Below are 14,256 nucleotides of genomic sequence, written 5' to 3'. Positions count from 1 at the left end.
AGCCCCCACCGGCTCAGGAAATGCACCTAAATGCCGCCGCAGCGCCGCTCTGGCGACGAACCATATATAGAACAAATGGGGGTCATATAAAGATTATGGACTGTATTTGGGGCTAAGTGGGGCAAAATCCCCTTCTATCCCCTAACTTCCCGTTGCTTCCCGGCGTCAATTGTGCTTAAAAGAGAGCGTTAAAGGGGGGCACACCCTTTCTCTCCGTTTCAGCTTCGTAACTGGCGCGGGCGACCGCGATTCCGGTGGCGGGAGGGGTGTGCCCGGCTCGGGGTTGGGTGTGGCGGACAGGGAGCTCTTCGAAGGATTTGCGCTCCAGGCGGTCGACCAGAAAGGTCGTGTCGCCATACCCTCAGACCTGCGTGCTGCAGTCGAGCGCAATTCCGAAGTGCGCCAGATCGTTGTTGGCCTGCACGGCTTCGATGCGTGCCTTTCTGCGCATGACCTTGGCTGGTCCAAGGAGAAGTACGAGCGCATCGACCGGCAGGAGCAGCAGGCAATCGATCGCGGCGACCAGCCCGACGGGCGCGCCAAGCGTCGTGCCTTCGGTCAGGTCGAGCGTGCGCCGTTCGACGATAGCGGCCGCTTCGTCATTCCGCCTTTCTTTCGCGCCAAGGCAAAGATCGGCAAGTTCGCCTTCTTCGTGGGCAATGCCGACACGTTCGACATCTGGGCGCCCGAAGTGCTGCTGGCCGATCCCGAAGCGGATCCGGGCCTGAAGGAAATCTGCGAGTTCCTGATGCAGTCGAAGGGGGTGAAGCTGTGAGCGACGCCCCGCACATTCCCGTGCTGCGCGACGAAGTGATCGATGCGCTCGCCATTGTGCCTGGCGAGCGGCATGTCGATGCGACGTTCGGGGCCGGTGGCTATACGCGCGCCATGCTGGGCAAAGGGGCGGCGGTTGTGGCGTTCGACCGCGATCCGACGGCGATTGTCGGCGGCCAGGCGCTGGTGGCCGAGGCGGCGGGTCGGCTGGAACTGGTCGAGGCGCCGTTCAGCCGGATGGCGCAGGAACTGGAAGCGCGCGCGCTTGCGCCGGTCGATGGCGTGACGATGGATATCGGTGTTTCGTCGATGCAGCTCGATCAGGCCGAGCGCGGCTTCTCGTTCCAGCAGGACGGGCCACTCGACATGCGCATGGCGGCCGACGGGGAGAGCGCGGCCGACTGGTTGAACAGCGCCGACGAAGGCGAGATCGCCGATGTGCTGTTCCACTATGGCGAGGAACCGCGTGCGCGCCGGGTGGCGAAGGCGATCGTCGCGGCGCGCCCGCTGGCGCGCACCGGCGAGCTGGCGGCGGTGGTTCGCAAGGCGCTGGGCTATCGCCCGCATGACAAGAAGGATCCTGCAACCCGCACCTTCCAGGCGGTGCGCATCCACATCAACCGCGAGCTGGACGAGCTGGCCGAGGGGCTGGCCGCGGCGGAGCGGCTGTTGAAGCCGGGCGGCCGGCTGGCGGTGGTGACGTTCCACAGCCTGGAGGACCGGCTGGTCAAGCGCTTCCTGCGCGAACGCAGCGGCGGCGAGCCTGCCGGTTCGCGCCATCGCCCGGCGGTCGGTCCGCGGGCGGAACCGAGTTTTGAAGCTCCCGCCAAGGCCGTGCGCCCCGGCGAGGAGGAAGTGGCGCGTAATCCGCGCGCCCGGTCTGCGACGCTGCGTGTTGCGCGGCGGACAGCCGCGGCGCCGTGGCCGAGTGAAGGAGTGGCGTGATGGCGGTACATGGCTTCAAGGGACTTGGCTGGTTCATTTGCGGCGTGATCGTGGCGCCGGCCTGCTACATGGTCACCTCGCACGGGGCGGCCGAGCGGGCGCATCTGAAGGCCGTCGAAACGGCGATCATCCAGGCACGCCGCGATATTCGCGGGCTGGAGACCGAATTCGACACGCGCGCCAACCTGGCCCAGATCGAGCGCTGGAACGGAGATGTTCTGGCGATGAACGCGCCTGCGCCGCAGCAATATCTGGCGAGCGTCAGCGGTCTGGCCGCGCTCGACCATCAGCAGGCAGAGGGCGTAAAGGTCGAAACCGCCGCGCTGGTGATTCCGGCTGGCGCATCTCCGGTGCATGCTGTCGCACCGGTGGTGGCCCAGAATGTCACGAACGGGCAGGGGGCTGCTGCGCCGGCTCGTCACGTTGCTTCGGCGGATGACGGGCAGGGCAAGGAACTCCAGGGGCTGATGCATAAGGTTGCGCGTTCGAAGTTGGCAATGGCTGACCGGCCCGTGCTCAGCGCCTCGACGATCGACGATCTGCGCCGCGTCGCCCAGCGCGAGCAACTGGCCCTGCGTTGACGGTTGTCGTTGCCCCGCCGGCGCGCACCCGCGCCTCGGGCGGTGCCCGGCAGGCGATGGTCGCCGTTGCGCAACTGCGCCTGATGATCCTTGCGCTGCTGTTCGGTGCGGCAACCCTAGGCATCATGCTTAAGCTCGGGTTTCTGGCGCTTTCGGCCGGGCCGGCGGCCACGCGCGACCTGAGTGCCGCGCTGCTTCCGGCGCGCGGCGACATCGTCGACCGCAACGGCACGCCGCTTGCCCGCAGCATCGATGCCTGGACGATCGCGATCCACCCCAATCAGGTGATTGGCGACAAGGGGCAGCTAGCCCAGAAGCTTGCCGAGCTGATCCCGGAGCGCACCGCCGGCCAATATTATGCGCTGCTCAACTCGGGCAGCAGCTTTGCCTTCCTGAAGCGCCGGGCGCTGCCCGAACTGGTCAACGCGATGAACGCGCTGGGCGAGCCGGCTATCGAGTTCCAGCGCGAGACGGAGCGGCTTTATCCCCAGTCGGAGATGGCAGCGCATGTGCTCGGCTATCTCGACGGCAACGGACATGGCGTGGCGGGCATGGAGAAGGTGCTCGACGCGCAACTGAGCGACCCCGCGCGGCGCGGCCAGCCGGTGACATTGTCACTCGATTCGCGCGTGCAGGCGGCGCTTGAGAGTGAGCTGGGCCATGCGATGGCCGATCTGCAGGCGCGCGGTGCCGCCGGAATCGTGCTCGACGTGCATACCGGGGAAGTGGTTGCGATGACCTCGCTGCCCAGCTTCAATCCCAATTCCCTCGACGGCCCGCCGCCGCGCAACAATGTGACGCAGAGCGTGTACGAACTGGGATCGACCTTCAAGCCGATCGCCATCGCTGCGGCGATCGATTCCGGAACGATCACCTCCATGTCGCGCCGGTTCGACGCGACTGAACCGATGAAGATCGGCCGCTTCACCATCCATGACGATCCGGGCGACGAGCAGTTTCGCTGGCTCAACATCCCGGAAACGCTGATCTATTCGTCGAACATCGCCACCGCCCGGATCGCCGACGAACTCGGCGCGGCGAAGATTCAGGACATGTTCCGTCGTCTCGGTTTCGACCAGCGCCCGGACATCCAGATCCGCGCAGTGCGGCCGCTCTGGCCGAGTAGCTGGGGGCGCATCACCGTGATGACCACAGCCTATGGTCATGGCATCGCGGTCACGCCGCTACACCTTGCCAACGCCTATGCAGCCCTGGTGAACGGCGGCATCTGGCGCCCGGCGACGCTGATGAAAGTGGACCCGGCGCACCCTCCGGCTGGCAAGCGCGTGATCCAGGAATCGACCAGCTTCCGCATGCGGCAGCTGCTGCGCCTGATCGTGCTCAAGGGTACCGGCCGCAAGGGCGAGGCGCCCGGCTATCGCGTCGCCGGCAAGACCGGCACGGCCGAGGCGGCGAGCGAAGGCGGCTATGACAAGCATCGCAACGTCTCCACCTTCGCGGCGGCTTTCCCGATCGACGCACCGCGCTATGTGGTGGTTGCGATGCTCGACTCACCCAAGGCGAACGCCCATACCCCCCGAACCACTGCCGCGTGGACAGTGGCACCTGTCGTCTCGCGCGTGATTGCGCGCACCGGTGCGATCATGGGGATCGCCCCCGACAATGCCCGCGATATCGACGAGAGCGAACTGCTGCCGCTGCTCGCCGCGTCGCCCGAGCCGGGGGCTGGCACCGAATGAAGCTGGGAACCCTGACCGGCGGTGACGAAGGCGCGATCGTCACCGGCTTTGCCATCGATCACCGCAAGGTCGCGCCGGGCACGATTTTCGGCGCCTTCGAAGGCACGCGCGTGAATGGCGAGGATTTCATTCCCGCCGCCGTGCAAGCGGGCGCAATTGCCGTCGTCGCGCGGCCCGAGGCGAAGGTCGAGGGGGCGGTCCACATTGCTGATGCCAATCCGCGGGCGCGCTTCGCCCGGCTTGCGGCACAGTTCTTTGCGCCGTTTCCGCCGGTGACGGCAGCAGTCACCGGCACCAACGGCAAGACCTCCACCGTCGAGATGACGCGCCAGCTCTGGCGCATGGCGGGCTTCCATGCCGCATCGATCGGCACGCTCGGCGTTACAACGGCGGACGAACGCGTCGCGACCGGCCTCACCACGCCCGACATCGTCACCTTCCTGTCGAACGTCGCCGGCCTCGCGCGCGAGGGCGTGAGCCATGTCGCGTTCGAGGCCTCTTCGCACGGCCTGTCGCAATATCGGACGGAGGGGTTGCCGGTGCGCGCGGCGGCGTTCACCAATCTCAGCCGCGATCACCTCGACTACCATGGCGACATGGCTGCCTATTTCTGCGCGAAGATGCGGCTGTTCGCCGATGTGCTAGATATGGACGGCACGGCGGTGGTGTGGGCCGACGATCCTTATGCACCGCAGGTCGAGGAACTCGCCCGGATGCGCGGGAACCGGCTGATCACTGTGGGGGAGCATGGCAAGACGTTGCGGCTTGCTGGGCGCACCCCCTCGCTGCTCGGACAGGCGCTCGATATCGAGGCCGAGGGCAAGACGCACAAGGTGATGCTGCCGTTGATCGGTGCCTATCAGGCGGCCAATGCGCTGACCGCAGCCGGGCTGGTGATTGCAACCGGCGGCGATGTCGCTGCCACGCTCGCCAATCTGGCGCGGTTGCAGCCGGTGCGCGGACGGCTGGAACGCGCGGTGATCACGGCGGCGGGGGCGCCGGTCTATGTCGATTATGCTCATACGCCAGACGCGCTGGAGGCGGCGATCGCTGCGCTGAAGCCACATACCGACGGACGCCTGATCCTGGTGTTCGGCGCGGGTGGCGACCGCGACGCCGGCAAGCGCGAGCTGATGGGCCGTGCGGCGGCGGCGGGTGCCGACGTCGCGATCGTGACCGACGACAATCCGCGCACCGAGGATCCGGCGGCGATCCGCGCCGAAATCCTGAAGGGCGCGCCGGATGCCACCGAGATCGGCGACCGTCGCGAAGCGATCCGCGCCGCGGTGCAGATGGCCGGCCCGCAGGATATCGTGCTGGTCGCCGGCAAGGGGCATGAACAAGGGCAGATTGTGGGCGAGCTGGTATTGCCGTTCGACGATGTGACCGTGGCCCGGGAATGCGCCGCGTGAGGGGGCTGTTACGGTCTTTGCCAGGAAGGCGGGGTGATCGCGTTGGGCGCCATCGCGCCCCTCCCTGCATTGCAGGGAGGGGGCGGGGGTGGGTCCGCCGCCGTCAGGCGGCGGGACTCGCTTTCGACCAGGTACCTAGAGTTTTCGTAGCGCGCAGACGCGCGCACCCACCCCTTTATCCCCTCCCTTTCAGGGAGGGGAAACCATGTGTTCGAGGCTTCCTTCCCCAAATGCGGTTGCTATCCCTTGCAAGGAGAGAGATTTTTGTGGCGCTTGCGGTGCGGGAGACCGCGCGATGAGCGGCCACCTCTGGACCTCCGCCGAAATTGCCGCCGCGACGGGTGGCGCGGCTTCGTCCGACTTTGCTGTCTTCGGTGTTGCCTTCGACTCCCGCGAGGTCGGCCCCGGCGACCTGTTCCTCGCGCTGAAGGGCGAGAGCACCGACGGGCACCGCTTCCTCGATCAGGCCTTCGCGCAGGGTGCGGCGGGTGCGGTGGTATCCGAACCGACGGCGCATCCGCATGTGCTGGTGCCCGACACCATGGCCGCGCTGAACGCGCTCGGCACGGCATCGCGGGCGCGGTCGGCGGCGAAAATCATCGGCGTGACCGGATCGGTCGGCAAGACCGGTACCAAGGAGGCGCTGTTCGCCGCGCTCGACCGGATCGACCCCGGCTGTGCGCATCGGTCGGTGAAGAGCTACAACAACCATACCGGCGTGCCACTCAGCCTCGCCCGGATGCCGCGCACGGCGCGCTTCGGCGTGCTGGAAATGGGCATGAACCATGCCGGCGAGCTTGCCCAGTTGACCCGGCTGGTGCGGCCGCATGTCGCCATCGTCACGGCGATCGCGCCCGCGCATCTCGGCTTTTTCGACAGCGTCGAAGGGATTGCCGACGCCAAGGGCGAAATCTTTCAGGGGCTGGAGCCGGGCGGTACCGCGATCGTGCCGTTCGACAGCACGCATCGCGACCGGTTGCTGGCGGCGGCGCGGCCCTATGCATCGCGGATCGTCACTTTCGGGCTGGGCGAGGGAGCGGACTATCGCGCGATGGACATTGTTCGCGCGCGCAATGGCGGTAATCATGTGCTGGCCCGCTTCGGCAACCGCGAGCTGAGCTGCACCTTGTCCCAGCCCGGTGACCACTGGGTTTCCAATGCGATGGCCATTCTGGCTGCGGTCGACGCGGTCGGCGGTGATCTGGAACTGGCGGGGCTCGCCATGGCCGAAATGGGCGGCCTTGCCGGGCGCGGCGCGCGGCTGACCGTGCCGGTGGGCGACGGCAGCGCGCTGGTGATCGACGAAAGCTACAACGCTAACCCCTCGTCGGTGCGGGCAACGCTGGCCGTGCTGGCGCAGGAACCCGGTCGCAAGCTGGCGGTGCTGGGCGAGATGCGCGAGCTGGGCGTGCACTCCGACGCGCTGCATGCCGAACTGGCCGATCCGGTCGTGGCGGCAGGCGTATCGCGTGCCATTCTGGTTGGCGATGCGATGGCCCCGCTTGCACGCGCGCTTGAGGGGCGGATCGATTTCGTCCATGTGCGCGATGCCGCAGCTGCGAAGGCCGAGCTGGAATCCATGCTCGCCGCCGGGGACGCGGTGCTCATAAAGGGGTCGAACGGCGTACGGTTGGCGACGGTCGTCGCGGCGCTGGCGGAAAGGCAAACATGCTCTATCTGATCGCAGAGCAGCTGGGCTTCCCCGGCGTTCTGAATCTCTTCCGGTATCTGTCGTTCCGCACTGGCGGGGCGGTGGCAACGGCGTTGCTGATCGGCCTGCTGATCGGGCCGAAATTTATCGGCTGGCTGCGGCTGCGTCAGGGCAAGGGCCAGCCGATCCGCACTGACGGGCCGCAGAGCCACCTCGCCAAGCGCGGCACGCCGACGATGGGCGGGCTGATGATCCTGACCAGCCTGACACTGTCGCTGCTGATCTGGATGGATCTGCGTAACGCCTTTGTGTGGGCGTGCATGTTCGTGACGCTCGGCTTCGGCATGATCGGTTTCCTTGACGATTACGACAAGGTGCGGAAGCAGAAGACTGCCGGCGTATCGGGCAAGGTGCGGTTGCTGGGCGAATTCATCATCGCGGGCATTGCCAGCGGCATCATCATCTTCGCACAGGGCAATACCCAGCTCTACGTGCCCTTCTTCAGCTGGGTGCACCCCAATCTCGGCTATTTCTACATTGCCTTTGCCGCCTTCACGATCGTGGCGTTCGGGAATGCCGTGAACCTGACCGACGGGCTGGACGGGCTGGCGACGATGCCGGTGGTGATCGCAGGCATGGCGTTCATGCTGATTGCCTATCTGGCCGGTAACAAGATCTACGCCACCTATCTGGGCATTCCGCACGTGCCGGGCGCGGGCGACCTCGCGATCTTCTGCGGCGCGATGATCGGGGCGGGGCTTGCCTTCCTGTGGTTCAATGCGCCGCCCGCAGCAGTGTTCATGGGCGATACCGGCAGCCTGGCGCTGGGCGGGGCGATCGGCACCATTGCCGTCACCACCCACCATGAACTGGTGCTGGGCATCATCGGCGGCCTGTTCGTGATGGAGGCGCTGAGCGTCATCATCCAGGTGTTCTTCTACAAGCGCACCGGCAAGCGCGTGTTCAAGATGGCGCCGATCCATCATCATTTCGAACAGCTTGGCTGGTCGGAGCCGACCGTGGTGATCCGTTTCTGGATCATCGCCTTCGTGCTGGCGCTGGCCGGTCTGGCGACGCTGAAGCTGCGGTGATCACCAGCCCCGCCTGGCGCGGCAAACGCTTCGCGGTGCTCGGGCTCGCACGCTCGGGCGCCGCGACCGTGCGCGCGCTGCTGGCCAGCGGGGCGAACGTGCTGGCGTGGGATTCGAACGAGGCGGCGCGGGAGGCACTGTCTCCCTTCCCCCGCTTATGGGGAGAGGGGCGGGGAGATGGGCCTGTCGGCGGGGCTCCCGATATGCCCCTCTCCCCTGAAGGGGAGAGGGAGTTGGTGCTTGCCGATCCCCTCGAATCCGATCTCACCGGCTATACCGGCATGGTCGTGTCTCCCGGTGTGCCGGTCAACCGCCACCCGATCGCGCCGCATGCGCACGCGGCCGGCGTGCCGCTGATCGGCGACATCGAACTGTTTGCGCAGGCGCGCGCCGATCTGCCGCCGCACCGCGTGGTCGGGATCACCGGCACCAACGGCAAGTCGACCACCACCGCGCTGATCCACCACATCATCGAGATGGCGGGCATTCCGACCCGGCTCGGCGGCAATATCGGCCTGCCGATCCTTGGCCAGGAACCGCTCCCCGAAGGCGGTATCTATGTACTGGAGCTGTCGAGCTACCAGATCGACCTGACCCACAGCCTCGACTGCGATGTCGCGGTGCTGCTCAACATCACCCCCGACCATCTCGACCGCTATGACGGCGGCATGAAGTACTATGCGCGGGCAAAAGAGCGTCTTTTCACGATGCAGAGTGCCGGCCACGCGGCGATTATCGGAATTTCCGATGCTTGGTCGGCAGGTGTTGCGAAGGAGTTGGCTTGGTCCGGCCGTGTAGGCGATGTGACCAAGATCGCCCCCGGTGTATGCATGGACCAGTCGCGCTGGCCGGCGCTGCAGGGGCCGCATAATGCCCAGAATGCGCTTGCCGCGATCGCCACGTGCGAGGCGCTGGGGATCGACCGCGCGGCGATCGACAAGGGACTCGAGACCTTTCCCGGCCTGCCGCACCGGATGGAGCGTGTCGCAACCCGAAACGGCGTCACCTTCGTCAACGACAGTAAGGCGACCAACCCGGAATCGACGGCCCCGGCGCTTGCGGCATTTTCGCGCATCCACTGGATTCTGGGCGGCGTCGCCAAGACCGACAATCTGGAGGCGTGCCGTCCCGGTTTCGGCCAGGTCGTGCGTGCCTATACGATCGGCGAGGCGGAGCCGCTGTTCGCGCGGCTGCTCGAAGGCGAAATGCCTGTCGAGCAATCGGGAACCCTGGAAGCGGCAGTACGGGCGGCGGCGGCGCAGGCCGCGCCTGGCGACACGGTTTTGCTATCGCCCGCCTGTGCCTCGTTCGACCAGTTCCGCGATTTCGAGGCGCGGGGCGATGCCTTTCGCGCCGCGGTGGAGGCGCTCGGGTGAGCCGGGCGGCCGAAGACGCGGGTGAAATCAAGGGCGGCCTACCGCGCATTCCCAGCCAATTGAACCGTGCCAGCCGCTCGCGCGCGGGCATGTGGTTCTGGGAAGTCGACCGCGTGCTGCTGCTGCTTGCTATGCTGCTGATCGCGATCGGGCTGGTGGCGGTGGCGGCGGCATCGCCGGCGACCGCGCGCCGCTATTCCGACGCGACGCACATCATGCAGCCGATGTATTATTTCTGGCGCCAGTTGATGTGGGTGTGCGTGTGTGTGCCCGTGCTTATCGTCGTGTCGATGCTGCCGACCAGGCTGGCGCGGCGGCTGTCGTTGGTGGGTGCGGTGTTCTTTCTGGTGCTGATGGCGCTGCTGCCGTTCGTGGGCCATGAAGTGAACGGCGCCAAGCGCTGGATCAACATGGGCATTTCGGACCTGCAGCCGTCCGAATTCCTGAAGCCGCTGTTCATCGTGTCGACTGCGTGGATATTGTCGTTCCGTGCCAAGGATCCGCAGTTGCCGGTGATGATCGTCACAGGTGCGCTGACCGCGCTGATCGGCGTGCTCCTGATGCTCCAGCCCGATTTCGGCCAGACCATCGTGTTCGGCGTCGTCTGGGTGATCCTGCTGATGATCTCGGGCATCTCGCCCGGGGCGATCGCCAGCCTGGGCGGGGTGGCGGTGGCCGGGGTGGTGACCGCCTATATCTTCTATGGCACCGCCCGCACCCGCATCGACAATTTCCTGTTCCCGACCAAGGAAGCCGCGCTGGCCGATCGCTATCAGGTGGAAATGGCGCATGACACGCTGACCGCAGGCGGCCTCTTCGGCGCGGGGCCGGGCAGCGGCCAGGCCAAGTTCCGGCTGCCCGAGGGGCATACCGACTATATCTTCGCGGTCATCGGCGAGGAGTTCGGGCTGATCGCCTGTGCGGTGATCCTGCTGCTCTATCTCGCCATCGTCATCCGCGTGCTGATGAAGCTGCTCGACGAGGAAGACCCGTTCCGACTGCTGGCGGCAGCGGGGCTCGCCGCACAGTTCGGCGTGCAGGCGCTGATCAACATGGCGGTCAACACCGGCATCGCCCCGTCGAAGGGCATGACGCTGCCGTTCATCAGCTATGGCGGCTCATCGATGATCGCGCTTTCGATCGGCTATGGCCTGCTGCTCGCTTTCACGCGGCGAAACCCGTATCTGAAGCGCTCGCCCTATTCAGGCCGCTGGAGCAAAGCATGACCGAACCGCGCAGTTACGTCCTCGCAGCTGGTGGCACCGGCGGGCATATGGTGCCCGCGGCCGCGCTGGCGGCGGAGCTGGCCGCCCGTGGCCATCATGTCGCGCTGGTCAGCGACGATCGCGGCGTGCGCTTTCCCGGCCTGTTCGAGGATGTCGAAACGCATGTGCTGCCGGCCGGTCGGCTGGGCGGCGGCGTGCTCGGCTATGTCAAGGCGGCACGCAAGATGGTGGCGGGCCGGGCGATGGCGCTGAAGCTCTATCGCGAAATGATGCCCTCTGCCGTTATCGGGTTCGGCGGCTATCCGGCGTTTCCGGCGCTGCTGGCGGCGTTCAGCGCGCGCATCCCGACGATCGTCCACGAGCAGAATGCGGTGCTCGGCCGCGTCAACCGGCTGGTGGCGGGGCGTGTCGATGCGATCGCCACTTCTTATGAACAGACCGAGCGGCTGAAGCCCGGCTGGGAGGCCAAGACGCATCTGGTCGGCAATCCGGTGCGCGAGGCGGTGCTGGCGCTGCGCAGCCGGCCCTATCCGATCCTGGAGGAAGACGGCATCTTCCGCGTGCTGGTGACCGGCGGCAGCCAGGGCGCCTCGATACTCAGCCAGGTGGTGCCCGACGGGCTCGCGCTGTTGCCGGTGCATTTCCGCCGCCGGTTGCAGGTGACGCATCAGGCGCGCGTCGAGGATGTCGAGACGGTCCGCGCCAAATATGCCGCGCATGAAATTCCGGCGGAGATCGCCACCTATCTGCCCGATCTCCCCGAGCGGCTGGCCTGGGCGCATCTGGTGATTGCGCGAGCAGGGGCGTCGACCATTTCGGAGCTGACCGCCGCCGGGCGCCCCGCGATCCTGGTGCCGCTGCCCAGCGCCACCGACGATCACCAGACCGCGAATGCGCGCGAGATCACCGCTGCCGGCGGCGCACGTACGATCCCGCAACGCAGCTTTACCGCGACTGAGCTTGCCAAGCAGATGCAGAAGCTGGGCCTCGAGCCGCAGGCGCTGGAAAATGCCGCCGCCCGCGCGCGCGCCTGCGGCCGGCCCAACGCCGCCAGAGACCTGGCCGACCTCGTCGAATCGATCCACGCACCGGAGGCGCCCGCCGGGCTCCGCCGCACCACGCTCCAGGGAAGGCCAGCTTACGCATGAAGGGCGTCGCCACCGACATCGGGACCATTCATTTCGTCGGCATCGGCGGCATCGGCATGTCCGGTATCGCCGAGGTGATGCACAATCTCGGCTACAAGGTGCAGGGTTCCGACGTCGCGGACAGCTATGTCGTGCAGGGCTTGCGCGACCGCGGCATTCCGGTCGCTATCGGTCATGATGCGGAAAATCTGGGCGATGCCGCGGTGGTGGTGGTCTCTACCGCGATCGTGCGGACCAATCCCGAAGTCGAAGCCGCCTATCAGCGCCGTATTCCCGTGGTGCGGCGTGCGGAAATGCTCGCCGAACTGATGCGGCTGAAATCGACGGTGGCGGTCGCGGGCACGCACGGCAAGACCACGACGACCTCGATGGTCGCGGCGCTGCTCGATGCTGGCGGGGTGGACCCCACCGTCATCAATGGCGGGATCATCAACCAGTACGGCTCGAATGCCCGGCTGGGCGACAGCGACTGGATGGTCGTGGAAGCGGACGAGAGCGACGGCAGCTTCCTGCGGCTCGACGGCACCTATGCGATCGTCACCAATATCGATCCCGAGCATCTCGACCATTATGGCTCGTTCGAGAAGGTGAAGGCGGCGTTCGTCGAGTTTGTCGAGAATGTGCCCTTCTATGGCGCGGCATTGTTGTGCCTCGACCATCCGGAAGTGCAGGCGATCATCCCGCGCGTGCGCGACCGGCGGATCGTCACTTATGGCTTTGCGGCGAGCGCCGATGTGCGTGGGGTGAACGTGACGCCGCACGCCGGCGGCAACCGCTTCGAGGCGATCATCCGCCATCGCGACGGCACGACGCGCTCGATCGAGAATATCGAGCTGCCGATGCCGGGCCGACACAATGTGCAGAACGCCCTGGCGGCGATCGGCGTGGCGCTGGAACTGGGCATTCCCGACGCGACGATCCAGCAGGGTTTCGCCAAGTTCGGCGGCGTCAAGCGGCGCTTCACCAAGGTGGGCGAAGTCGCGGGCGCGACCGTCATCGACGATTACGGCCATCACCCGGTGGAAATCCGCGCGGTGCTGGCGGCGGCGCGTGAAAGCGCGCGCGGCCGCGTGATCGCCGTGGTGCAGCCGCACCGCTATACCCGCCTCAGCAATCTGATGGACGAGTTCGCCCAGGCCTTTAACGACGCCGACATGGTTTATGTCGCCCCGGTCTATCCGGCAGGCGAGGCGCCGATCGAGGGCGTGCACGCCGATGCGCTGGTCGAGAATATCTCACGGCGCGGTCACCGAGCGGTGGCATCCACGACCGACGCGGCGGCGCTCGCGCAGGCGCTCGCCGGCGTGGTGCGTGCGGATGACATGGTCGTGTGCCTGGGAGCAGGGGACATCACGAAATGGGCCGCGGGTCTGGCGCCTGCCATTGCGGCCGCGCGGGGGGATGCGTGACGCTTCCCCCGGCCCGTGGAAAACTGACTCCGAACGCCCCGCTGGCGCCGCTCGTATGGTTCAAGAGCGGCGGCGCAGCGGAGTGGCTGTTTGAGCCGGCCGATACCGATGATCTTGCCGCGTTCCTAGCTGCGCTCGACCCGGCGGTGCCGGTGATGGGGCTCGGCCTCGGCTCGAACATGATCGTGCGCGATGGCGGCGTGCCGGGGGTGGTAATCCGGCTCGGCAAGGCGTTCGCCGCCGTCGAGCAGGTCGACGAGACCAGCCTGCGCTGCGGCGGGGGTGCCTCGGGCATTCTCGTTTCGTCCAAGGCGCGCGACTGGGGCATCGGCGGTGTCGAGTTCCTGCGCTCTATCCCCGGCACTGTCGGCGGCTTCGTCCGGATGAACGGCGGCGCATATGGCCGCGAGACCTGCGACATTCTCGTCGAGTGCGAAGTCGTGCTCCGCTCGGGCGAGCGGCGCGTGCTGGCCAATGCCGATCTCGGCTACACCTATCGCCACAGCAGTCTGCCCGAGGGCGCGGTCGTGGTGAGCGCCACCTTCCGCGGCTTCCCCAAGGCGCCCGACGACATCCAGGCCGAGATGGACCGCATCGCCGCCGCGCGCGAGGAATCGCAGCCGCTGCGATCGAAGACCGGCGGCTCGACCTTCAAGAACCCGGAGGGCCACAAGGCCTGGGCGCTGGTCGATGCGGCCGGCTGCCGGGGCTTGCGCCGCGGCGATGCGCAGGTGAGCGAGAAGCATTGCAACTTCCTCCTCAATCTGGGGGAAGCCACCAGCGCCGATATTGAGGCGCTGGGCGAGGACGTCCGCGCGCGGGTCAAGGCGCAGTCGGGCGTGGAACTGGAATGGGAGATTCAGCGGGTGGGAGTGGCGAAGTGAGTGTGGTCTATCAATCCTCCCCCGCCAGGGGGAGGTGGCACGCGCAGCGTGACGGAGGG

At 66.8% G+C, this 14,256-nt stretch carries 12 protein-coding genes; all 12 read left to right on the top strand.

Going from position 1 to position 14,256, the window contains the following annotated elements:
- Window positions 1–289: 289 nt before the first annotated feature.
- The 12 genes from ACT53M_RS13270 to murB all read left to right on the top strand — a co-directional run bounded on the left by ACT53M_RS13270 (window position 290) and on the right by murB (window position 14,197).
- Window positions 290–775 (top strand): division/cell wall cluster transcriptional repressor MraZ, encoded by a 486-nt coding sequence (locus ACT53M_RS13270; RefSeq protein ID WP_476228134.1) that lies wholly within the window; start codon window positions 290–292, stop codon window positions 773–775.
- A complete protein-coding gene (gene rsmH / locus ACT53M_RS13265; protein ID WP_476233920.1) occupies window positions 772–1,719 on the top strand; it encodes a 16S rRNA (cytosine(1402)-N(4))-methyltransferase RsmH in 948 nt (315 codons plus the stop codon). Before ACT53M_RS13270 ends, rsmH begins: the two co-directional genes overlap by 4 nt.
- The gene (locus tag ACT53M_RS13260) at window positions 1,719–2,300 is read left to right on the top strand and encodes a hypothetical protein (protein ID WP_476233919.1); all 582 of its coding nucleotides are present in this window, start codon (window positions 1,719–1,721) and stop codon (window positions 2,298–2,300) included. Before rsmH ends, ACT53M_RS13260 begins: the two co-directional genes overlap by 1 nt.
- Window positions 2,297–4,000 carry a peptidoglycan D,D-transpeptidase FtsI family protein gene (locus ACT53M_RS13255; RefSeq protein WP_476233918.1) on the top strand — a complete coding sequence of 568 codons (1,704 nt, stop codon included), beginning with the start codon at window positions 2,297–2,299 and terminating at the stop codon, window positions 3,998–4,000. The genes ACT53M_RS13260 and ACT53M_RS13255 overlap by 4 nt, the downstream gene beginning before the upstream one ends.
- Window positions 3,997–5,412, top strand: a complete 1,416-nt coding sequence (locus ACT53M_RS13250) for a UDP-N-acetylmuramoyl-L-alanyl-D-glutamate--2,6-diaminopimelate ligase (protein ID WP_476233917.1) — start codon at window positions 3,997–3,999, stop codon at window positions 5,410–5,412. The genes ACT53M_RS13255 and ACT53M_RS13250 overlap by 4 nt, the downstream gene beginning before the upstream one ends.
- A gap of 295 nt (window positions 5,413–5,707) precedes the next feature.
- Window positions 5,708–7,093 (top strand): UDP-N-acetylmuramoyl-tripeptide--D-alanyl-D-alanine ligase, encoded by a 1,386-nt coding sequence (locus ACT53M_RS13245; protein WP_476233916.1) that lies wholly within the window; start codon window positions 5,708–5,710, stop codon window positions 7,091–7,093.
- Window positions 7,081–8,154 carry a phospho-N-acetylmuramoyl-pentapeptide-transferase gene (mraY, locus tag ACT53M_RS13240; RefSeq protein ID WP_476228128.1) on the top strand — a complete coding sequence of 358 codons (1,074 nt, stop codon included), beginning with the start codon at window positions 7,081–7,083 and terminating at the stop codon, window positions 8,152–8,154. The genes ACT53M_RS13245 and mraY overlap by 13 nt, the downstream gene beginning before the upstream one ends.
- Complete coding sequence (gene murD, locus ACT53M_RS13235; protein ID WP_476233915.1) at window positions 8,151–9,530, top strand: UDP-N-acetylmuramoyl-L-alanine--D-glutamate ligase; 1,380 nt, start codon at window positions 8,151–8,153, stop codon at window positions 9,528–9,530. The genes mraY and murD overlap by 4 nt, the downstream gene beginning before the upstream one ends.
- Before the next feature lie 89 nt (window positions 9,531–9,619).
- Window positions 9,620–10,756, top strand: a complete 1,137-nt coding sequence (locus ACT53M_RS13230) for an FtsW/RodA/SpoVE family cell cycle protein (protein WP_476234165.1) — start codon at window positions 9,620–9,622, stop codon at window positions 10,754–10,756.
- Window positions 10,753–11,904: an undecaprenyldiphospho-muramoylpentapeptide beta-N-acetylglucosaminyltransferase gene (gene murG, locus ACT53M_RS13225; protein WP_476233914.1), complete on the top strand. Its 1,152-nt coding sequence runs from the start codon at window positions 10,753–10,755 to the stop codon at window positions 11,902–11,904. The genes ACT53M_RS13230 and murG overlap by 4 nt, the downstream gene beginning before the upstream one ends.
- Window positions 11,901–13,313, top strand: coding sequence for a UDP-N-acetylmuramate--L-alanine ligase (murC, locus tag ACT53M_RS13220; protein ID WP_476233913.1), 1,413 nt, complete (start codon window positions 11,901–11,903; stop codon window positions 13,311–13,313). Before murG ends, murC begins: the two co-directional genes overlap by 4 nt.
- Entirely contained in the window at window positions 13,310–14,197 is an 888-nt protein-coding gene (gene murB / locus ACT53M_RS13215) for a UDP-N-acetylmuramate dehydrogenase (protein WP_476233912.1), read from the top strand. The genes murC and murB overlap by 4 nt, the downstream gene beginning before the upstream one ends.
- The last annotated feature ends 59 nt before the right edge of the window (window positions 14,198–14,256 follow it).

The sequence above is a fragment of the Sphingomonas sp. DMC6 genome (assembly GCF_056314225.1).
Note: the sequence above shows the minus strand (reverse complement) of the source record. Positions and strands in the feature narration are given on the sequence as shown.